General features: G+C 72.2%; 23 protein-coding genes. 12 read left to right on the forward strand and 11 right to left on the reverse strand.

Annotated features, from left to right (window positions below; all coding sequences use genetic code 11):
* Positions 1 to 33: 33 nt before the first annotated feature.
* Complete coding sequence (locus ACFW5B_RS21125) at positions 34 to 795, reverse strand: DeoR/GlpR family DNA-binding transcription regulator (RefSeq protein WP_386441581.1); 762 nt, start codon at positions 793 to 795, stop codon at positions 34 to 36.
* 308 nt (positions 796 to 1,103) lie between these two features.
* On the opposite strand from ACFW5B_RS21125, the gene ACFW5B_RS21130 reads away from it, so the two are divergent.
* Complete coding sequence (locus ACFW5B_RS21130; protein WP_386441585.1) at positions 1,104 to 1,526, forward strand: STAS domain-containing protein; 423 nt, start codon at positions 1,104 to 1,106, stop codon at positions 1,524 to 1,526.
* Positions 1,527 to 1,566: 40 nt separating this feature from the next.
* On the opposite strand, the gene ACFW5B_RS21135 is transcribed toward ACFW5B_RS21130, so the two are convergent.
* Both ACFW5B_RS21135 and ACFW5B_RS21140 read right to left on the reverse strand, forming a co-directional pair.
* Positions 1,567 to 2,319 (reverse strand): hypothetical protein, encoded by a 753-nt coding sequence (locus ACFW5B_RS21135; protein WP_386441588.1) that lies wholly within the window; start codon positions 2,317 to 2,319, stop codon positions 1,567 to 1,569.
* 1 nt (position 2,320) lies between these two features.
* Entirely contained in the window at positions 2,321 to 2,965 is a 645-nt protein-coding gene (locus tag ACFW5B_RS21140) for an RNA polymerase sigma factor (protein WP_386441591.1), read from the reverse strand.
* Positions 2,966 to 3,340: 375 nt separating this feature from the next.
* Here ACFW5B_RS21140 and ACFW5B_RS21145 point away from each other — a divergent pair, with 375 nt between their 5' ends.
* Positions 3,341 to 4,159, forward strand: a complete 819-nt coding sequence (locus tag ACFW5B_RS21145) for an SAM-dependent methyltransferase (RefSeq protein WP_386441594.1) — start codon at positions 3,341 to 3,343, stop codon at positions 4,157 to 4,159.
* 30 nt (positions 4,160 to 4,189) lie between these two features.
* Here the strand turns inward: ACFW5B_RS21145 and dhaM are convergent, their stop codons facing one another.
* From dhaM to ACFW5B_RS21165, 4 genes are all read right to left on the reverse strand, one after another.
* Complete coding sequence (gene dhaM, locus ACFW5B_RS21150; protein WP_386441597.1) at positions 4,190 to 4,627, reverse strand: dihydroxyacetone kinase phosphoryl donor subunit DhaM; 438 nt, start codon at positions 4,625 to 4,627, stop codon at positions 4,190 to 4,192.
* Positions 4,624 to 5,220, reverse strand: coding sequence for a dihydroxyacetone kinase subunit DhaL (dhaL, locus tag ACFW5B_RS21155; protein ID WP_386441798.1), 597 nt, complete (start codon positions 5,218 to 5,220; stop codon positions 4,624 to 4,626). Before dhaL ends, dhaM begins: the two co-directional genes overlap by 4 nt.
* Before the next feature lie 89 nt (positions 5,221 to 5,309).
* Positions 5,310 to 6,302 carry a dihydroxyacetone kinase subunit DhaK gene (dhaK, locus tag ACFW5B_RS21160; protein WP_386441600.1) on the reverse strand — a complete coding sequence of 331 codons (993 nt, stop codon included), beginning with the start codon at positions 6,300 to 6,302 and terminating at the stop codon, positions 5,310 to 5,312.
* Positions 6,303 to 6,732: 430 nt separating this feature from the next.
* On the reverse strand, positions 6,733 to 7,530 hold the full coding sequence (locus tag ACFW5B_RS21165; RefSeq protein ID WP_386441603.1) for a class I SAM-dependent methyltransferase: 798 nt from the start codon (positions 7,528 to 7,530) through the stop codon (positions 6,733 to 6,735).
* A gap of 462 nt (positions 7,531 to 7,992) precedes the next feature.
* Here ACFW5B_RS21165 and ACFW5B_RS21170 point away from each other — a divergent pair, with 462 nt between their 5' ends.
* The gene (locus ACFW5B_RS21170; protein ID WP_386441606.1) at positions 7,993 to 8,226 is read left to right on the forward strand and encodes a hypothetical protein; all 234 of its coding nucleotides are present in this window, start codon (positions 7,993 to 7,995) and stop codon (positions 8,224 to 8,226) included.
* A gap of 115 nt (positions 8,227 to 8,341) precedes the next feature.
* On the opposite strand, the gene ACFW5B_RS21175 is transcribed toward ACFW5B_RS21170, so the two are convergent.
* A complete protein-coding gene (locus ACFW5B_RS21175; protein WP_386441608.1) occupies positions 8,342 to 10,477 on the reverse strand; it encodes a SpoIIE family protein phosphatase in 2,136 nt (711 codons plus the stop codon).
* Between the two features lie 270 nt (positions 10,478 to 10,747).
* Here ACFW5B_RS21175 and ACFW5B_RS21180 point away from each other — a divergent pair, with 270 nt between their 5' ends.
* The 9 genes from ACFW5B_RS21180 to ACFW5B_RS21220 all read left to right on the forward strand — a co-directional run bounded on the left by ACFW5B_RS21180 (position 10,748) and on the right by ACFW5B_RS21220 (position 14,993).
* On the forward strand, positions 10,748 to 11,206 hold the full coding sequence (locus ACFW5B_RS21180) for a gas vesicle protein (protein ID WP_386441611.1): 459 nt from the start codon (positions 10,748 to 10,750) through the stop codon (positions 11,204 to 11,206).
* 86 nt (positions 11,207 to 11,292) lie between these two features.
* Positions 11,293 to 11,748: a gas vesicle structural protein GvpA gene (locus tag ACFW5B_RS21185; RefSeq protein ID WP_386441613.1), complete on the forward strand. Its 456-nt coding sequence runs from the start codon at positions 11,293 to 11,295 to the stop codon at positions 11,746 to 11,748.
* Positions 11,749 to 11,751: 3 nt separating this feature from the next.
* Positions 11,752 to 12,465 (forward strand): GvpL/GvpF family gas vesicle protein, encoded by a 714-nt coding sequence (locus tag ACFW5B_RS21190; RefSeq protein ID WP_386441616.1) that lies wholly within the window; start codon positions 11,752 to 11,754, stop codon positions 12,463 to 12,465.
* Between the two features lie 9 nt (positions 12,466 to 12,474).
* Positions 12,475 to 12,726, forward strand: a complete 252-nt coding sequence (locus tag ACFW5B_RS21195; RefSeq protein WP_386441619.1) for a gas vesicle protein GvpG — start codon at positions 12,475 to 12,477, stop codon at positions 12,724 to 12,726.
* A gap of 75 nt (positions 12,727 to 12,801) precedes the next feature.
* The gene (gene gvpJ / locus ACFW5B_RS21200) at positions 12,802 to 13,347 is read left to right on the forward strand and encodes a gas vesicle protein GvpJ (protein ID WP_386441622.1); all 546 of its coding nucleotides are present in this window, start codon (positions 12,802 to 12,804) and stop codon (positions 13,345 to 13,347) included.
* Positions 13,344 to 14,159: a GvpL/GvpF family gas vesicle protein gene (locus ACFW5B_RS21205; RefSeq protein ID WP_386441625.1), complete on the forward strand. Its 816-nt coding sequence runs from the start codon at positions 13,344 to 13,346 to the stop codon at positions 14,157 to 14,159. The genes gvpJ and ACFW5B_RS21205 overlap by 4 nt, the downstream gene beginning before the upstream one ends.
* Complete coding sequence (locus tag ACFW5B_RS21210; RefSeq protein ID WP_386441627.1) at positions 14,156 to 14,404, forward strand: gas vesicle protein; 249 nt, start codon at positions 14,156 to 14,158, stop codon at positions 14,402 to 14,404. Before ACFW5B_RS21205 ends, ACFW5B_RS21210 begins: the two co-directional genes overlap by 4 nt.
* Complete coding sequence (locus ACFW5B_RS21215) at positions 14,394 to 14,807, forward strand: gas vesicle protein K (RefSeq protein ID WP_386441630.1); 414 nt, start codon at positions 14,394 to 14,396, stop codon at positions 14,805 to 14,807. The genes ACFW5B_RS21210 and ACFW5B_RS21215 overlap by 11 nt, the downstream gene beginning before the upstream one ends.
* Positions 14,808 to 14,819: 12 nt before the next feature.
* A complete protein-coding gene (locus ACFW5B_RS21220) occupies positions 14,820 to 14,993 on the forward strand; it encodes a CsbD family protein (RefSeq protein ID WP_386441633.1) in 174 nt (57 codons plus the stop codon).
* Between the two features lie 85 nt (positions 14,994 to 15,078).
* Here ACFW5B_RS21220 and ACFW5B_RS21225 read toward each other — a convergent pair whose 3' ends face one another.
* From ACFW5B_RS21225 to ACFW5B_RS21235, 3 genes are all read right to left on the reverse strand, one after another.
* Complete coding sequence (locus tag ACFW5B_RS21225; RefSeq protein WP_386441636.1) at positions 15,079 to 16,047, reverse strand: SDR family NAD(P)-dependent oxidoreductase; 969 nt, start codon at positions 16,045 to 16,047, stop codon at positions 15,079 to 15,081.
* 254 nt (positions 16,048 to 16,301) lie between these two features.
* A complete protein-coding gene (locus ACFW5B_RS21230) occupies positions 16,302 to 17,168 on the reverse strand; it encodes a Rieske 2Fe-2S domain-containing protein (RefSeq protein WP_386441639.1) in 867 nt (288 codons plus the stop codon).
* Entirely contained in the window at positions 17,165 to 18,172 is a 1,008-nt protein-coding gene (locus ACFW5B_RS21235) for an SRPBCC family protein (protein WP_386441641.1), read from the reverse strand. Before ACFW5B_RS21235 ends, ACFW5B_RS21230 begins: the two co-directional genes overlap by 4 nt.
* Positions 18,173 to 18,177 lie beyond the last annotated feature (5 nt).

Consider the following 18,177-nt stretch of genomic DNA (forward strand, 5'->3'; position numbering starts at 1 on the left):
GCGGGGCCGGTCGTCCGGCGGCCCCGGCCGCGGTCAGACCCGGAGCACCTGCGGCCCCAGGAGCGAGTAGCGATGTGCCTCCGGCGCGGACAGCCCGGCGTCGGTCACGATCGTGTCGAAATCACGTACCTCGGCGAACCGGCAGAAGCTGCTGGCCCCGAACTTGCTGTGCACCCCCACCAGCACCCGCCGCCGCGAGGAGCGGACGGCCTGCTCCTTCACCTCCGCGACCGCCGGGTCCGGAGTGGTCAGCCCGTGCTCCCGGGAGATTCCGTTCGCCCCCAGGAACGCCAGGTCGATCACGAACCGGGCGAGCATGTCCCGGGCCCAGGAGCCCACCGTGGCCTGGGTCCCGGAGCGGACCCGGCCGCCGGCCAGCAGGACGGTGGTCGATTCGGACGCCGCGACCAGTGAGGCGGTCCGCAGCGAGGCGGTGAGCACGGTCAGCGGCCGGTCGGTGGGCAGCAGTGTGGCGACCAGCTCAGGGGTGTAGCCCTCGTCGACGAAGACCGTCTCGGCCTCGCCGACCAGCGCCGCGGCGGCCGCCGCGATCCGGCGTTTCTCGTCCACCTGCTGGGTTTCCCGCCGGGCCAGCGTGGTCTCGAACCCGGCGCTCTCGACCGGATACGCCGCGCCGTGCGTCCGCCGGACCAGGCCCCGGCGCTCCAGCTCGCTCAGATCGCGCCGCACCGTCTCACGGGCGACCCCGAACTCCGACGCGGCCTCGGCGACCTCGACCCGGCCCGACTGCCGGGCGAGCGCGAGGATCCGATGCTGGCGTTCCTCGGCTCTCATGGCTCACTCCTGCCGCTTTCCGCCTGCTTCCGTTCTGCGTTCGGTCACGGACCTGACCGTTTCCGCCCGCATCAGGTTTATAGCAACCGGGGCGGCGCGACAGGCTGTCCGTCGTGGCAAAAAACCTGACCGTTTCTGCCCGCTTCGGGGCGCTGTCAGCTTGGCAATGTGCACGAACGGGTGCCCGTACGGCACGTATGGCGGGTCCGTTCGGGCGCGACGGGCCGGGGCCGTATCCGGGCGTGCCCGGTGTGCACGGGCGGGCCAACACGGTGATGCGGTCGGCGGGGGCGCTTAGTCTGGACGGCATGAGCTCGGAGATGCGGTCGTTGGCGGTCACTGCGATCGTGCAGGCGGAGGAGTGCGCGGTGCTGCGGGTGAGCGGGGAGCTGGACCTCCGCACCGAGCAGGCCTTTCTGGCCGAGGCGCGGGAGGTGGTCTCGGCCGGCCACCGCTTTCTGGTGCTGGACCTGACCGCGCTGCGCTTCTGCGACTCTCGGGGGCTGAGCTGCCTGCTCGCCCTGGAGTGGCTCTGCCGCCGCCTGGAGGGCAGGCTCCTGCTGGCCTCGCTCGGTGTACGGATGCTGCGGCTGCTGATCGGCACCCAGTCCCTGAACGTCTTCTCCTGCTACCCCACCGTCGGCCATGCGCTGACCGCGGTCCCCGACGCCAGCCGCCCGGAGTGGCCGCCCGCGGTGGACGGCCCGCCCGCCGGGGCGGACGACTTCTGAGGCCGCCGGCCGGCGCACCCGTCCGGCGCGCGGCGGGTGGCTACTCGGCCCGGCCCAGGTCCTGGACGAGCGTGGGGGAGGGGCGGGGGATCTCTCCGAAGTCCTCGTCGTCGCTGTCCACCACGAGACGGTTGATCACGTTCTCCAGGGCGGTCGGCAGGGTCGGGGCGAGCCCGCTGTGCCACTGGACGAGGAGGTTGTGCCGGGCCGCGTCCGGAAGCAGCTGCTTCTCGTCGAACGCCGCCACCGAGCGGCGCTCCTCGTCCGGCGCGTGGGCGGCCTGCTCACGCCAGTAGGCGGCGTCGCGGTACTCGCCGTTGCGGCGGTGCGAGAGATACAGGCAGTACGCGGCCGTCCGGCTGCCCGCGCCGGCGCCGAAGTGCCACCAGAAGTGCGCCGCGTCGGTGCGCCCGGTGATGTGCAGCAGACAGGCGAAGACCAGCGCGCCCTCGGGGTCGATGTGATGCTCGTCGACCAGCCGCTCCAGGCTCGCCGCGGCCGCCGCGGCATTGACCACCAGCGCACAGGCCAGCTGGAGCTCATGGGTGGCCTCGTCGCGGGCGCTGGGATACGTGCTGGGCGCGCCCTGGTCGGCCCGGTCCGGCCGCACCGTCGTCCGCAGACCGTCCGGGGCCACCGCGCCCGAACGCAGCGACGCGCCCAGGCCGCCGAGCGCGCCCGCGTCGTCGAGGTCGCAGAATCCGGCCAGACCGTCGATGCCGGACACCGCCGCGGCCGCGCTGAGCAGCGTCTCGACGGTCTCCCGGCGGTCGGTGGGACGGGTGTGCCACATGTCAGTTCCCCCTTGTGTTTCCCTGATCGATGCCGAGCGCGGCGGCGAGCTTGCGCTTGCCGCGGCTCGCGTAGGAGCGGACGGTGACCTCGTCGACGCCGAGCAGGGCGCCGATCTGTGCGTCGCTGTACCCGATCACATGGCGCAGCACGATCACGTCGCACTGCCGCTCCGGCAGCCGGGCGATCGCCGCGTACAGCCCCAACTGGCCCTCCAGCATCGCGAACTGCTGCTGGCACTCGCGCAGCAGGGCCTGGGTGACGACGGCGAAGGCGGCGGTTTCGGTGAGCGCGGTGGGCTGGTGGTGGTCGTACAGCCACTCCACGACCCGTTCCTTGAGCACCGACCAGGCGTACGCCTCCACCGACGCCTGCCGCAGCGCATGCGGCCACAGCCGGCCGAGCTGCCCGTAGGCCGCCCGGGTGACCTCACGGGCCGCGGCCTCGCTGCCGGTGTGCAGATAGGCGTAGGTCAGCCACTTTCGCGCATGCGTGGCCAGAAACGCCTCGAAGGTGATCGACAGGCGGCGGTCGAACGGTTCCGAGCCGGGGGCCGGGAGCGAACAGCGGGGGAGCGGTGCTAACTCCGCGGTACGGACATGCGCCGGAGCGCACGCCGGTAGCTGTCGGTCCCGGTCTGCACTCACAAGCCGTCCTCATTCCGTTTGACGTGCACCGAGCCGGGCGCCGAGGCGCCGGAGGCATCGGGAGAGCGATTGCTCCCACCTTCCAATGAACCGGAAAGTGACCCCATTTGTGGCATCGGTGGGGCAAAAATCTGCCGCTGCGTATTCATATGACTACGCATGACCATGGCATGTGACCACTTGCGGCGCCGGCCCGGCCTCCGTCCTGATCGCATCGGGTGCGCCCCGGCACCTCGTGGGACATACGGGGCATCCCACGCCAACGTCCGGGCGCACGGCGGGATTTGGCACGCCGTCCGAAGTGCACGGCGCACGGAACGGGCATCATTGGGGGCGGGCGCCGGGCCGGATGCCGTACTGGGGAGGCAGCGCAGGATGAACGAGCAGCATTCCGTGGTGGACTTACGGCTGGACCGGGCCCACTCGTCCCGGATCTATGACTACTTCCTGGGCGGCAAGACCAACTTCCTGGCGGACCGGATGGCCGCCGGCAGCGTGCTGGGCGTCTTTCCCGCCGCGCTGGTCGCCGCCCGCATCAACCGCGAGTTCATGCACCGCGCCACCCGGGTCCTGGCCGCCTCCGGCCTGCGGCAGTTCCTCGACATCGGCACCGGTATCCCCACCCCGCCCAACCTCCACGACATCGCCCAGGGCATCGCCCCCGACGCCCGGGTGGTCTACACCGACAACGACCCGATCGTCCTCGCGCACGCCGCGGCCCTGCTGCTGAGCACCGCCGAGGGCCGTACGGCGTACGTCCAGGCCGATGTCAACGACCCTGAGGGCATCCTCGCCGCGCCCCAGCTGCGCGACACCCTCGATCTGACCCGCCCGGTCGCGCTCAGCCTGAACGCCCTGATGCACTTCGTCCCCGACGACGGCCGGGACCGCGCCCATGCCGTCGTCGAGACCCTCAAGGCCGCCCTGCCCAGCGGCAGCACCCTGGCGCTGAGCCATGCGACACCGGACTTCAGCCCCGAGGCGATGCGGCAGATCGTCGCGATCTACGGCGATGCGGGCACCCGGCTCCAGTTCCGCTCCCGCGCCGAGATCCTGCGCTTCTTCGACGGCTGGGAGCTGCTGGAGCCGGGTCTCACGCTCTCCCACCAGTGGCGCCCCGACCGGCCCGAGGACGCCACCCATGTCACCGACGCGGAGGCCGCCTGTTACGCGGGCGTCGCCCGCAAACCCTGAACGGGCCGGCGGCCCCGCGCGCCGCGTCGCTCACTCCTTGCGGTAGCCGTACGCCTCCCCGGCCGCCGCCGCGACCGCGTCCAGGTCCGCCCCGGCCGACGCGGTGACCACCGCGGCCACCGCGCCCTCGACGAACGGCGCGTCCACCAGCCGCGACCCCTCGGGGAGTTCGTCGCCCTCGGCGATCAGCGTCTTGACGGTCAGGACGGCGCTGCCCAGGTCGACCAGGATCGCCACCCCGGCACCGCGGTCCACCGTCCGCGCCGCCTCGGTGATCAGCTCCGCGCTCGTGCCGAGACCGCCGTCCGGGGTACCGCCCGCGGCGGCCACCGGCACCGTGTCGGCGCCGCCGGCCAGCCCGGCCGCCAGCGTCGCCACCGACTCCGCGACCGGCCCGCTGTGCGACACCAGCACCACTCCGACCGGCGCGGCCCCGCCGTCCGTACCGCCCGCCGTCGCCGCGCTCACTTGGCCACCTCCGCGAGTGCCGCGAACAGCAGCGCCGAGGACGCCGCCCCCGGATCCTGATGCCCGATGCTGCGCTCTCCCAGATAGCTCGCCCGGCCCTTTCTGGCCTGCATCGGTACGGTCGCCAGCGCACCCTCCAGGGCGGCCGCGGCAGCCGCGTCGAAGGAGTCCGCCAGCGCCACGACGCCCGGCGTCAGCGCATCGAGCATCGTCTTGTCACCCGGCGCCGAACCGCCGAGCTGCCCCACCGCGGCCACTCCGGCGGCCAGCGCCGACCGCAGCTCCTCCACCGAGGCCTTCTCGGCGTCGCCCAGCGTCTTGCCGGCGCGCCGCAGCAGCGTCCCGTAGAGCGGTCCGGACGCCCCGCCCACGCTGGAGATCAACTGCCGTCCGGCGGCGGTCAGCAGGGCACCGGGCGTCGCCGGCGGCTCCGTCTCCAGCAGCTTGACCACGGCCGCGAAGCCGCGCTGCATGTTCCTTCCGTGGTCGGCGTCACCGATGGGGGAGTCCAGCTCGGTGAGCCGGTCGGCCTCCCGGTCGATGACGGCGGCCGCCGCTGTCATCCAGCGGACGAAGAACGCGGCATCCAGCACTGTTTCGGACACGGACACTCTCCTTGGTAGTTCAGGTACTGAGTAAGAAGCGACAGGGGTACAGGTCGGGTACGGCCACGGACGGCCGCTCACCGTCCCCAGCGGAGCCCCGCCGTCTGCACCGGCGCGTCCCACAGCCGCAGCAGCTCCCCGTCGACCTGACACAGCGTCACCGAGCAGCCCGCCATGTCCAGCGAGGTCACATAGTTGCCGACGAGCGTACGGGCCACCGCCACGCCCCGCTCGTCGAGCACCCGGCGGACCTCCGCGTTGAATCCGTACAGCTCCAGCAGCGGTGTCGCACCCATGCCGTTGACCAGCACCAGCACCGGTAGCCGCGGGTCCAGGTCCTCCAGGATCGCGTCCACCGCGAAGTCCGCGATCTCGTGCGAGGTCATCATCGCCCGGCGCTCCCGCCCCGGCTCGCCGTGGATGCCGACCCCCAACTCCAGCTCACCGGCCGGGAGATCGAACGTCGGGCTGCCCTTCGCCGGGGTCGTACAGGGGCTCAGCGCCACCCCGAAACTGCGCGACGACGCCACCACCTGCCGGGCCAGCGCCTCCACCCGCTCCAGCGGCATGCCCTCCTCGGCCGCGGCACCGGCGATCTTCTCCACGAAGAGGGTCGCCCCGGTACCGCGCCGCCCCGCGGTGAACGTCGAGTCGGTCACCGCGACATCGTCGTCGACCAGCACACTGGCCACCTGTACGCCCTCGTCCTCCGCCAGCTCCGCCGCCATCTGGAAGTTGAGGACGTCCCCGGTGTAGTTCTTCACGATGAACAGCACACCGCGCCCGCTGTCCACGGCCGCCGCGGCCCGCACCATCTGATCCGGCACCGGCGAGGTGAAGACCTCACCCGGACAGGCCGCGTCCAGCATGCCGGGCCCGACGAACCCTCCGTGCAGCGGCTCGTGTCCGCTGCCGCCGCCGGACACCAGCGCCACCTTGTCGGCCACCGGCGCGTCCCGCCGCACGATCACCCGGTTCTCGGCATCCACCACCAGCTCGGGGTGCGCCGCGGCCATCCCCCGCAGGGCATCGGTGACCACGGTCTCGGCGACATTGATCAGCATCTTCACGGGTACCTCCGGGTGCGAAATTCAGCCGGGTCTCTGCCCTGTGTTCTACCAGGTGAGGATCTGTTTGTCTGGTGTTGATCTTGGCGAATTCCAGCGGCCGGCCGGGCATCCGGCGGGACGTACGGCGGGTGGGCCGTCGAGGCCGCGCTCTGCCGCACAGTGAACGGCTATGCGAGACACCGGGCCCCGGGACCGACCGAGCATCACCCAGCGTCTGGTATCCGTTCCTGCCGCGGGCGGAGAAGTCCTCCGGGACGGTCTACCCCGACGGGCTCGCATACGACGAGTTCATCGAGATGACGATCGACATCAACTGGTCCTTCTGGTGGCACCCCGGGGAGGGCCGGACCCTGCTCGATCGAGCGGTGGACCGCCTCCTCGGCAAGGCCGGCGCCACACGGACCCGCGCTCCGGAAACCGCGGCCAGTGATCACCGCTCCGGGCGGCGGCCCCATGCGGACAGGGTGATTTGCGGGATGTCGAGGAACGCCGGGTCCTTGAGCAGCGCGGCGAACCCGGCCAGGTCGGCTTCCGTGACGAGACCGTCGGCGAGCAGCGCCGGAGCCGCCTGGGAGATGAGCGGGAGCCAGCGGTCCTTGTCCAGCCCGCCCATACAGCCGGGGTTCGCGGCGAAGGCCACCTCGGTCAGCGCGCTGCGCGCGAGGAGGGAGGGCAGGGCGCGGGCCCAGGTCATATCGGCGCCGTGCTCGCGGTAGGTGCGCTGATAGGCGTCAAGGATGCGCCGGACCAGGGGGAAGGGCGAGGTCTCGGCCGGCAGGTGGTAGGGCTCCTCGATGACGAGCCATCCGCCGGGGGAGAGCCATCGGGCGGCCTGCGCGATCATGTCGTCGCGCTCCTGGAGGTGGCAGAACAGGTAGCGGGCATGGATGAGGTCGAAACGGCCGGGCGCGTAGTCCCCGCGCGTGATGTCGGCCTCCTGGACCTCAAGGTTCGCGGCCCGGCCGGCGTCCAGGTGGCGGGTGTCGAGGTCGACGGCGACCACCCGCCCCTCGGGGCAGCGTCCGGCCAGCCAATAGGCGACGGAGCCGGCGCCCGCGCCCAGTTCCAGGCAGTTCCATGAGGTGTCGAGGGGAAGGCCGTCAAGGATTCCGGTGGTGAACGCGTCGACGCTGCGCTGGATGGACGCCAAGCGGTCGGCTTCACTGGCGGCGTCATTGCCCAACAATCCGGAGGAGTAAGGGGTGTTGGAGGGCTGGTGGGGCGTCATGGGTGTGCCTGTCTCGTGGGGAGTGGCCGGGCATGGTGGTCGCATCCGGCCCGGCGCGGCGGGGCGGATGCTGACGGGACGGCGGACGAGTGTACGGCGGGGCGTCACCCGGGGCGGGACGGCGGTGCTCTGCGCCCCGACGGTGCGCGGCTGCCACGTCGGCCCTGTGCCGCAGCCGGCCCGGGAGAACATCAGCCGGGAACTTGGCCGGGACGGCGCTCTGTTGGCCCGTACGCACTGCCTTTACGGCCGGAATCCGCATCTGCACCAGCTCCAGGGCGCCTTCCGCGGGTCGGGGGCCCGGACGGCAGAGCCTGGCTCGGTCCGGCTCCCGACGGTCGAACGCACCGTAGCGCCGTCCCCGGAGCAGGCCGCGCACCTCGGTGCCGCGCCCAGGTGTGAGCGGCCGCGGACGGGGCACCCGCAGCCGTGAACCATGAGGCGACCGGAAGGAGCTGGCGCATGCCGACGGCACACCCCGTGCTGCTGAGGGAACGCACCGAGACATGTGTGGCGGTGGGGCACAAGGCGGAGCCCCACCCCGGCCACAAGGTGCCGAACCCGCCACCGCCCGGCCCGCTGGACCCCGTCCACCCCGAGCCGCAGCCGCCCCCACCGCCCGCCCCGGACCGGGAGCCGGCACCGCGGCCCGGCCCCGGGCGCGCTGCACCGCCCGGCTCACCACGGGGCAGTTGACCGAGCGGACCCTCGCCCGGTTCGGCCGGATGAGCATCGCGGACGCCGCCCGGTCCCCGTACGGCTACGGCGTGCCGCGGCGAGTCCCGGCACAGCGCGCCCCCGTCCCGGCGCCTCAAGCCGGAGCCCCCGGCCCCACCGGCAGCGCGGCCAGCAGCATCAGGGCCACGTCGTCCTGCCGGTCCGCATCGCCGTGCCGGTTCTCCAAGAGGGTGTCGGCGAGGCGGTCCGGGCTCAGGGGCGGCGCGTCGTTGAGGCGTGCGGCGAGGTCATCGACGGAGCGGTCCGGATCGGCGCCGGGCGTTTCGATCAGGCCGTCGGTGTAGAGGGCCAGGACGGAGCGCGGCGGCAGCGTGATCTCGGCGATGGAGTACCGGGCCCCGGGCTCGATGCCCAGCAGCAGGCCCGGGGGCACGTGGAGCACGGTGGTGTGCCGGTCGGGGTGGCGGAGCAGCGGCGGCGGATGGCCGGCGCCGGCCAGGTACGCGTGGCGGGTCCGCAGATCGATGTGGACGTACAGACAGCTGGTGAACAGCCCCGGGTCCAGGTCGGTCAGCAGCCGGTTCGTACGGGCCAGCACCTCGCCCGGCGCGGCACCGGCGGTGGCATAGGCGCGGACGGCGGTGCGGACCTGTCCCATGAGGGCGGCGGCCGCCGCGTTGTGCCCCTGGACGTCACCGATGACGGCGGCGACGCTGTCCTCGTTGAGGCGGATCAGGTCGTAGAAGTCGCCGCCGATGTCCATACCGCGGGTCGACGGCAGGTAACGGGCGGCGACGGCGAACCCCGGCACCGTGGGCAGCCCGTGCGGCAGCAGTCCGGCCTGCAGATCGTGCGCCAACTGCTGTTTGGTGTCGTAGAGGCGAGCCCGGTCGAGTGCCTGGGCGATCAGCCCGGCCAGCGAGGTGAGGACCTGGCGTTCCTCCAGGCTGAAGCTGCGGGGGCGGGTGTACGAGAGGATGCAGCAGCCGACCGGGCGGCCGGACACGATCAGCGGCAGCACGGCCCGCGCCGCCTTGCCGGTCAGCCGCGGCACCCCCGGGTAGTCCCGCTCCATCTCCTCGGGGGAGGTGAAGAAGCAGGGTTCGCCGGTGGTGAGGGCGTGCACGGCGGGGCTGTTGGCGGCGCCGAGTGCGACCCCTTCGAAGGCGGCGATCGCCTCGGCGGAGTAGCCGCGGTGCCCGATCGTGCGCAGCCGGCCGCCCTCCGCCACATACATGATCATGCCTTGGGCGCCGAACGCCGGCACGATCTGGTCGGCGACGAGATCGACCACGTCCTGCGTCCCCACGGCCTCGGTGAGGGCGGCCGCGAGATGCAGCACGTGGTAGATCTGGCCGGCCCGCACCGGCACGACCTCGCCCTGCGCGGGCGCCGGCGCCACCGGGCCGTAGTTCTTGCCCGACGGGCTGATCCACACGCTCAGCCCCCGGCCGTCCGGGAACAGCCGGAAGGTGAGCCAGTGGTGCGGTGGCCGGCTGGCGGTGAACGACGTCGGCCGGCGGCTGATCACCGCGGCGCGGTAGCGGTCCTCGAAGGCCGGGTCGCGCAGCCACGGCAGGACCTCCCAGGGGCGCGCCCCGACCAGCCGGCTGTCCGTCTCACCGAGCAGTTCCATCGCGCCCTGGGTGACCAGGGTGATGCGTCCCTCCAGGTCGAGGGCGCAGCATCCGCCGGGCAGCCGTTCCAGGTAGTCGGCCGCCGCCAGCGCCTCCTCCGGGCGCACGGCCCGCACCGGCGGCGGGGTCAGCACCCGCGGCGCCTCGGTCTGGCCGCAGCCGTCGGGCCGGGGACGCTCTTCCAGCAGCGCCGCCAGCCGTACGCATGCCGCCTCCACCGCCTCGTGGTCCGCCGCCGACAGCTCCGGCGGATGCCCGGCCGGCCACAGCAGCAGCAGGGCGCCCCGGCCGCCGCCCGGGCCGCTGACCGGGGCCGCCGCCAGCGAGAAGTCGTACGGCACCGCCACCGCCGTGCGGGGGAAGTCGCGGGCCATCTGCTGCTGGCCGCCCGCCCACACCAGCCGCTGTTCGCGGGTGGCGACGGCGACCGGGATGGGGGCTGCCAGCGCGACCCGGTCCCACGGTGCCAGGAACGGTGCCGGCACCCCGCTCATGACGGTCAGCTCCAGAACGGGCGCTTCGGACGCCAGCACGTAGACCCCGCCGATGGACGCCCCGGTCTCCTGCATCGCGCACAGCAGCGCCCGGCCCACCGGGTCGTCCACCGGGCCGGCCCCGGTACCGCCGGTCATCGCCCACCTGCACACAGCTGTCGTCGCGCCATCGAGACCCACTCCGGCCCGCCGGTTGCTCCCCGTGCCGAGACCGTCCTGACGTCTCTCCCGGGACAGTGCCGACGTTACGCCGCCCACCGGGCCGCGGCACTCGCTGTCCGGCCGTGCGCTGCCCGCGGACCAGGCATTTTCGGTCCCGAGATGCGGTCTGCCCGTGCCGCGTATCATGAAGTGGCGCCTCTTTGTAGTGGCGCGGGCAGCATGTCGCCTCCGATTCCGGAGAGGAACATGGCCGCAGGCGAAGAGGACGAGACCGAACGAGTCCGGCGTCCGTCCAGCAAGAAGACCGCCAAGAAACCTGCCAAGAAGACCGCCGGGAAACCGGCGGGGAAACCGGCCGGGAAGACCGTCAAGAAGACCGCAGGACGCGTCGGCGGTGGCCGGGACGACGGCCCCGGGAGCGGGAGCGAAACACCGCGCACGGGCCGTGCGGTTTCGGCACCACGTGCCATGCGGTACGCGGCGGAGCAGCTCAAGGAGCTGCTGGGGCGGGCTCCCGAGTCCGTCTCCGCGGTGAAGCCGACGGAGGACGGCTGGCAGGCCGAGGTGGAAGTCCTGGAGCTGGAACGTGTCCCCGGGACGACCAGCGTGATGGCGACCTACCGCGTCATGCTGGACAAGGAAGGCGAACTGGTCGCGTACGAGCGCACCCGCCGCTACACCCGCGGCCAGATCGACCGCCGATAGGGCCCGGGAGGCCACGGGGGACCGTTCGCCGGGCGCACGACACGGCCGCTCCGCGAGGCCGGAGCGAGCCGGTGAAGGGAGGCACCGTGACTGTGGTGCCGCAAAGCGGAGGAACCGTTGCCCCAGGCGGCGGCGGAGGCTCCGGAAACCTCTACGAGATCCTGGATCTGATCCTGGACCGCGGGCTGGTCATCGACGCCTTTGTGCGGGTGTCGCTGGTGGGCATCGAAATCCTGAAGATCGACGCCCGCATCGTCGTCGCAAGCGTCGACACCTACCTGCGTTTCGCCGAGGCCTGCAACCGGCTCGACCTGGAGTCGGGACGCAAGGCGCCCTCCCAGCTGACCGACCTGGTCGGCGAGGTGACCGAGGGCGGCTCGCACGGCAAGGCCAAGGGCGCGCTGTCCGGCGCCGCGGAAGCGGTGACCGACGCCCTCAAGGGCGGCAGTGATGACGACGAGGAGCACGGCACGAGGCACAAGGAGCCCGCCGAGCGGCGCGAGCGTCCCGCTCGCCGGCCGGCCCGGCGCCGGAAGGAGTGAGCGATGTCGGTTTACGTCTACTCCATCGTCGCGACCAGCCATCCGCAGAACCTGGAGGGCGTCCACGGAGTGGGGAACCCACCGGCCGACCTGCGCACGGTTCAGAGCCACGAACTGTCCGCGGTCGTCAGCGACGCCCCGGAGGAGCTGCGTCCCAAACGCCGGGACCTCGGCGCCCATCAGGCCGTACAGGAACGGCTGATGGCCGACGGCACGGTCCTGCCCCTGCAGTTCGGCTTCACGACCACGGATGACGAGGCCGTACGGGCCGTCCTGAAGGAGCGGGCGGACGAATTCGCCGAGCGGCTGGAAGCGCTGGAGGGATGCACCGAATACCACCTGAAGGCGGCGCAGGACGAGGACGCGCTGCTGCGGCAGATCCTCACCGACTCGGACCAGGCACGCGAGCTCAACGAGCAGATCAGAAGCGGCGATGCCGCGCCCGAACTCCCGCTCGCCCTCGGCGAAATGGTCGCGCAGGAAGTGCAGGCACGGCAGGAGCAGCTCGCCGGCGGGGTCCTCGACGCGCTCCGCGGATTCGCGCAGGAGGAGAGCCTCTCGGCGCCTACCGGGAACGACTTCCTGAGCGTGTCCTTCCTGGTCGACGAGGACAACGAGAAGAGCTTCCTCGATGCGGAGCGGGATCTCGCCAAGGAGCTGGGGGAGGACTTCGACCTCCGGCTGCTCGGCCCGCTGCCGCCGTACAGTTTCGTTTAGGGAGTCCCCATGGGCCTGTTGAGTCAACTCGCCACCCTTCCGCTGGCACCGGTGCGCAGCGTGGCCTGGGTCCTGGAACGCACCCTCGATGCCGCGGAGCAGGAGTACTACGACCCCGAACCCGTCGAGCGGGAACTCGCCGAGCTGGAACGCGCGTTGCTGGCGGGAGAGATCTCCGAGGAGACCTTCGACCGGCGCGAGGACGAGTTGCTGGACCGGCTGGAGGAGATCAGGGCGCATGCCCAGGGCACCGACATCTGACCGCGGTGGCCGCCGCGGAACGGGAGCACCGCCCCGCGCTCCCGTCGCAACGCCGGGAATCGAGGTGCAGCGGCCGTGAACGAACCCGTCGCCAGGAGGATGGGTGACTACCCGTCCCGGGCCGGCCCGTACGGCGGCCAGGGCTCCTCGGCCAACCTCGCCGACATCTTGGAGCGGGTCCTGGACAAGGGCATCGTCATCGCGGGCGACATCCAGATCAACCTGCTGGACATCGAGCTGCTCACCATCAAACTGCGCCTGGTCGTCGCCTCGGTGGACAAGGCGAAGGAGATGGGCATCGACTGGTGGGAGCACGACCCCTCGCTCTCCTCCCACGCCTCCGACGGCTACCGCTCGCTCACCGAGGAGAACCGCCGCCTGCGCGCCGAGATCGAGGCCCTGCGCGAGGGCGACGAACTGCCGTCGGCCGAGGAAGAAGAGGACGAAGAGCAAGAAGAGGAAGAAGAGCCGGAGGAAGCGGAAGCGGCGGAGGAAGCGGACGAAGAGGAAGCAGAGCTGGCGGAGGAGCGCCGTCGGCGGGCCGCGCGCCGCGCCGCCCGCGGCACCCGCGCCAAACGCGCCGAGGCCCGCCCCCGTAGCAAGAAGCGGGACGCGTCATGACCGAGGTCATCAGCTATGCGTACGCCGTCGCCCGGGATGCCGACGGTTCGCTGGCCGAGGCGCTGTCCGGGCTGCCGGGGGTCGCGGAGGCCCCCGTGCATCTGGTGCGGGCGGGCGAGCGCGACGAGGTGGTGGTCGCCGTGAGCCCGGTGCCCGAGCAGGACTTCGACGAGGCCGCGCTGCGCGCCAACTTGGAGGATCTGGACTGGCTGGAGTCGGTGGCCCGCGCCCACCACCGGGTGATCGAGGCGCTGGCCGCCCGCGCCACCGTCCTGCCGCTCCGGCTCGCGACGGTGTATCTCGACGACGAGCGGGTGCGGCGGATGCTGGCGGACCGCCAGGAGGCGTTCGCCGAGCGGCTGGCCGAATTGGCCGCGCACACCGAGTGGGGAGTCAAGATCTACGTCGAGGCGCCCGCGCCCGCCGACCGCCCGGCCGCGCCGCCCGCCGACACCGGCCTGAGCCCCGGACGGGCCTACCTCAGCCACCGCAAGGCACAGCGGGCGTCCCGGGAGGACGCCTACCGCGACGCCGAAGAGGTCGCCCGGCGCGTCGAGGCCGCCGCCCGCGGCCATGCGGTCGACCGGGTCCAGCACCGGGTCCAGCAGGGCGAACTCGCCCGCGGCCCGGGGGAGAACGTCGTCAACGACGCCTACCTGGTGCCGCTGGGGCACGCCGAGGGCTTCCGGGACGATGTCACCCGGGCCGCCGAGGGGCTGTCCGGGGTGCGCGTGGAGGTCACCGGGCCCTGGGCCCCGTACTCCTTCGCCACGCCGCCCGAAACCGAACCGCTGAAGGGTGCCGCTCCATGAGGCCGGCGGCCGGGCCCCCGGCAAGGACGGACGAGCCGCTGCCGGACCGGCAGATCGCGCTGATCGATCTGCTGGACCGGCTCCTCAGCGGTGGTGTGGTCCTCACCGGCGACGTGGTGCTCTCCATCGCCGACATCGACCTCGTCCGCGTCTCGCTGCGCGCGCTGATCGTCTCCATCAGCGAACAGAACCCTTCCCCGTGGTCCCCGCTCGCACCGTCCGTACGGCACGACCATGACGGCTGAGGACCGCCGGCCCGGCAACCGCTTCGACGATGTCGCCGACGCGGCCCACCGGGCCTTCCGCCTGCTGCCCGCCGCACCGCAGGACATCCCGCCCCCGGGCGGCCCCGCGGCCCGGCGGCCGGCGCATCGGATCAGCGCCGCCCCCGACACGGTCGAGCGCGATCTGATGAAGCTCGTCCTCACCCTGGTCGAGCTGCTGCGCCAGCTCATGGAACGGCAGGCCCTGCAACGGGTCGACGCCGGAGACCTCACGGAGGAACAGGAGGAGCGTCTGGGAGCGACGCTGATGATTCTGCACGACCGGATGGTGGAGCTCTGCGCCCGGTACGAGCTGACGATGCAGGACCTCAATCTGGATCTCGGGCCGCTCGGGACCCTGCTGCCACCCGCCGAAGAACCCTGAAAGGAGCGCGACATGGGTTTCGCGAAGAAGACCAGGAACATCGGCCAGATCGTCGAGGGCAAGGCCAAGGCGACGACCGGGAAGGCCCTCGGCAACAAGAGCCTCCAGAGGAGAGGCCGGGCGGAACTGGCCATGGGGAAGATGAAACAGGCGGTGGAGAAGGGCCGGGACAGCCTCAGGCACTGACGGCTTCGAGCACGGGCGGCGGCAAGCCCTGACCGCGAAACGGCACCGCTTCCCTTGCCGCCCGCACCGCCCGCCACGAGGCACTTCACCGCTGGTTGAAGCGGTCCGCCGCCCGTTCGTTGAGCGCGCCGAGGACGCCGCGGAGCCGCCGGGCCGGGGGCTGTTCCCCGGCGGCGACCGTCGAACCGGCGACGGTGCCGTGCGCCCCGTCGCGTGGCAGCACCCTGGCGACCGCCGACACCAGCCGGGTGGTGGTCACCGGGGCCAGCCCGTGCGCCGTGGCACCGAGCCGGGCCGCCGGCGTCAGCACGATACGGGGCCGCCGCCGCACCAGCGCGCCCACGATGCGCTCCGCCGCCCGCTCGGCGTTCATGGACAGCAGCGGCGCCCCGGCCAGCGCCGAGAACCAGGCGTACTCCCGGCGCCGGTCCCCGCCGAAGAGCGCGTGGACATGCGACCCGGTGCGCATCAGACCGGGGTGGACCGCGGTCACGCTGACGCCGTGCGGGGCCTCCTCCGCGTGCAGCCCCTCCGCCAGCGCGGCCACCGCCGACTTGGCGCAGGAGTACGGCAGCAGATGCGGCACTGCCAGCAGACCGCCGACCGACCCGACCAGGGCCAGCCGCCCGCCGACCGGGCTGCGCCGGAGGTGCGGGAGGGCGGCGAGAGCGGTGTTCAGGGCCCCGTTGAAGACGGCGTCCATCGCCTCCTCGAACCCGTCGGAGCCCAGCGCGTCCGCCGGGCCGACCTGGATGATGCCGGCGTTGGCGATGACGATGTCCAGCCCGTCGTGGTCGTGGGCGATCTCCGCCAGGCGGTCGCGCACCGCGGCACGGTCCCGCACATCGCACACCACGGCGCGTACCGTCCCGCCGCCCCACTGCCCCAGCTTGCCGACGGCCCGGCCGAGTTCGGCCTCGTCCCTGGCCAGCAGCACGACATCACAGCCGCGCCGCAGCAGTTGACGGGCCAGGAGCAGCCCCAGCCCCCGGGAACCGCCGGTCACGACGGCGGTGAGCCCCACGACGGAGGGAGCGGCCGGAAGCACACGCATGATGAGCCCTTCCCCTGGACGCGGATCGGCACGGGCGGGGGCACGGCCCCGAGGGACGGCACCGCACACCTGCTGCTTTCGACGGTAGCGGGCGGCCGATCGCGCCGGACCCCGCGCAGGCGTCGCTGAGCAGGGCGTTCGCGGCTGCTGACGGCATGGATTCACAGGCGGCCAAGGGAGGGGAGGCCCGCGGTGGTGCGGCGCATCCGCGGCCGGGCATTCGGCCAGACGGGTGAGGGCCGCCCGTGTCCGGATCAGCCCGCGTAGGGCAGCCGCACGTAGACCGAGCCGTCGCCCTCCACACGCACCCGGAACGACGGCTGGGGAGCGGTCGCCGGACCGGCCACGTTCGCGCCGTCGGCGAGCCGGAAGACGCTGCCGTGCCACGGGCAGGTCACACAGCCGTCGGCGATCGCGCCCTCCGTCAGGGGCCCGGACTGGTGACTGCACCGCCCGGCCAGGACATGGATCTCCCCTCCCGGCTGGCGGACCACCAGCAACGGCACCTCACCGAGTTCCCGGCGTACGGCCACACCGACCGGAAAGTCCTCCACCCCGCCGACGTGGTGCCAGCCCTCCTCCACCAGACGCGGCACCGGCTCGGTCTTGTTGGGGCCCGCGCCCTGCCGGAAGGCGAGATGTCCGCCGAGCATGGCACCGGCACCGGCCGCGGTCAGCCCGGCGTACCCGAGCAGCTTGCCGCGTGCGGTGCTGCCGCGGCCCCGGTGCACCCAGGACCGTGCGTACAGGCCGATGGCCACGGCGATCGACGCCGCATGCACCAGGCCGGTACGCCTCTGGTCGTCGTGCTGCTCGGCCCAGTCCACCCAGCCGGACCATGCGGCCGGTGCCGCCGCCAGCACGCCCACCCCCACCAGGAGGCGGGCACCGCGCGCGGTGCCGGGAACGGTGTCCAGCACCGCGGCGGACAGCCATGCGCCCATCGGGACCTGTACCAGCGCCGGGTGCAGCGGATGACCGATCGGCAGGCCGTGCAGCACATCGCGGAACCGCCCCAGGGGCAGACCGCGCCACACCCGCTGCACCGGGCCGGTCACCGCATCCAACTGCTCCCAACGCGCCGGTGCGTCAAGAGCCTTCACGAGCGCGTTGGAAGTCATTCCTCCTCGTCCTCCTCGCCTTCCTCTTCCTCATCCCAGTCGCCGTCTTCGTCCTCGTCCGCTTCCTCGTATTCGCCTTCCTCGTCGTAGTCCTCGTCTTCGTCCTCGCCCTCGGCTTCGCCTTCGTCCGCGTACTCGTCTTCCTCGTCGTAGTCCTCGTCCTCGTCGGCGCCCTCGGACTCGCGTTCCTCGGCCTCTTCGTCCTCGACGGCCTCTTCGTGGGTGCGTACGACCTCGCCCTCGCGGATTTCGCCGCGCCAGCCCTCCGGCTCCTCGTCGGTGAGGGTCACGTAGCGCTGGAAATGCTTGAAGTCCAGCCGCAGCCGCCGTCCTTGGGCGCGCCAGATATTTGCGGTCTTCTCGAAGAATCCCGAGGCGTAATACTCGACGACCAGCACGATGCGGGTCAGATTGGGCGCCAGTTCATGGAAGCTGACGGCGCCGCGGGTCGTTCCCTTGGCGCCCTCGGATGTCCAGATGATGCGTTCGTCCGGCACCTGTTCCTGGACGGTTGCCTTCCAGCCGCGCGTCGACGGACCGACCTTGGCCTTCCAGTCGCTGCTCGTCTCGTCTTCCAGCGAGACATTCCGGACGCCCTTGGTGAAGCTGCTGAATTTCTCGTACTGCGTCCAGTGGTCGTAGGCGGTGCGCAGCGGCACTCCGACGTCGAGCACCTCGATGATATTGGTGACCTTCTGGTCCCCGGATTTGCGCTTTCCGCCGCCGAACAGCTCCTTGGCCTTCCCCGTGACGGTGTCCTTGAGGTTCTCCGCCGTGCCCTTGACGGCGGCCTTGACGGGCGAGTCACCGCCCAGGAGGTTGGACGCGATGTGGGAGAGCGATCCGCCGTTCTCGGCGACATCGGTGAGCTGTCCGGTGACATCCGTCAGTTTGTCGCCGGCCCGTTCGGCCAGGTTTCCCACCCATTTCGTGGCGTAGTTCCCGAGTTCTTCTCGCAGCCGGTCGAGGCCCGAGTCCACGTTGTCCTGTCCCGTCTTGGCCATGACCC

This window comes from Streptomyces sp. NPDC058773 (assembly GCF_042746015.1).
GTDB lineage: Bacteria > Actinomycetota > Actinomycetes > Streptomycetales > Streptomycetaceae > Streptomyces.

What these genes read in the sequence shown, in the direction of transcription:
- ACFW5B_RS21125 (WP_386441581.1), bottom strand. Translation starts at nt 795, where the DNA reads ATGAGAGCCGAGGAACGCCAGCATCGGATCCTCGCGCTCGCCCGGCAG.
- ACFW5B_RS21130 (WP_386441585.1), top strand. Translation starts at nt 1,104, where the DNA reads ATGAGCTCGGAGATGCGGTCGTTGGCGGTCACTGCGATCGTGCAGGCG.
- ACFW5B_RS21135 (WP_386441588.1), bottom strand. Translation starts at nt 2,319, where the DNA reads ATGTGGCACACCCGTCCCACCGACCGCCGGGAGACCGTCGAGACGCTG.
- ACFW5B_RS21145 (WP_386441594.1), top strand. Translation starts at nt 3,341, where the DNA reads ATGAACGAGCAGCATTCCGTGGTGGACTTACGGCTGGACCGGGCCCAC.
- ACFW5B_RS21165 (WP_386441603.1), bottom strand. Translation starts at nt 7,530, where the DNA reads ATGACGCCCCACCAGCCCTCCAACACCCCTTACTCCTCCGGATTGTTG.
- ACFW5B_RS21170 (WP_386441606.1), top strand. Translation starts at nt 7,993, where the DNA reads ATGCCGACGGCACACCCCGTGCTGCTGAGGGAACGCACCGAGACATGT.
- ACFW5B_RS21175 (WP_386441608.1), bottom strand. Translation starts at nt 10,477, where the DNA reads ATGACCGGCGGTACCGGGGCCGGCCCGGTGGACGACCCGGTGGGCCGG.
- ACFW5B_RS21180 (WP_386441611.1), top strand. Translation starts at nt 10,748, where the DNA reads ATGGCCGCAGGCGAAGAGGACGAGACCGAACGAGTCCGGCGTCCGTCC.
- ACFW5B_RS21190 (WP_386441616.1), top strand. Translation starts at nt 11,752, where the DNA reads ATGTCGGTTTACGTCTACTCCATCGTCGCGACCAGCCATCCGCAGAAC.
- ACFW5B_RS21195 (WP_386441619.1), top strand. Translation starts at nt 12,475, where the DNA reads ATGGGCCTGTTGAGTCAACTCGCCACCCTTCCGCTGGCACCGGTGCGC.
- ACFW5B_RS21205 (WP_386441625.1), top strand. Translation starts at nt 13,344, where the DNA reads ATGACCGAGGTCATCAGCTATGCGTACGCCGTCGCCCGGGATGCCGAC.
- ACFW5B_RS21210 (WP_386441627.1), top strand. Translation starts at nt 14,156, where the DNA reads ATGAGGCCGGCGGCCGGGCCCCCGGCAAGGACGGACGAGCCGCTGCCG.
- ACFW5B_RS21215 (WP_386441630.1), top strand. Translation starts at nt 14,394, where the DNA reads ATGACGGCTGAGGACCGCCGGCCCGGCAACCGCTTCGACGATGTCGCC.
- ACFW5B_RS21220 (WP_386441633.1), top strand. Translation starts at nt 14,820, where the DNA reads ATGGGTTTCGCGAAGAAGACCAGGAACATCGGCCAGATCGTCGAGGGC.
- ACFW5B_RS21225 (WP_386441636.1), bottom strand. Translation starts at nt 16,047, where the DNA reads ATGCGTGTGCTTCCGGCCGCTCCCTCCGTCGTGGGGCTCACCGCCGTC.
- ACFW5B_RS21230 (WP_386441639.1), bottom strand. Translation starts at nt 17,168, where the DNA reads ATGACTTCCAACGCGCTCGTGAAGGCTCTTGACGCACCGGCGCGTTGG.
- ACFW5B_RS21235 (WP_386441641.1), bottom strand. Translation starts at nt 18,172, where the DNA reads ATGGCCAAGACGGGACAGGACAACGTGGACTCGGGCCTCGACCGGCTG.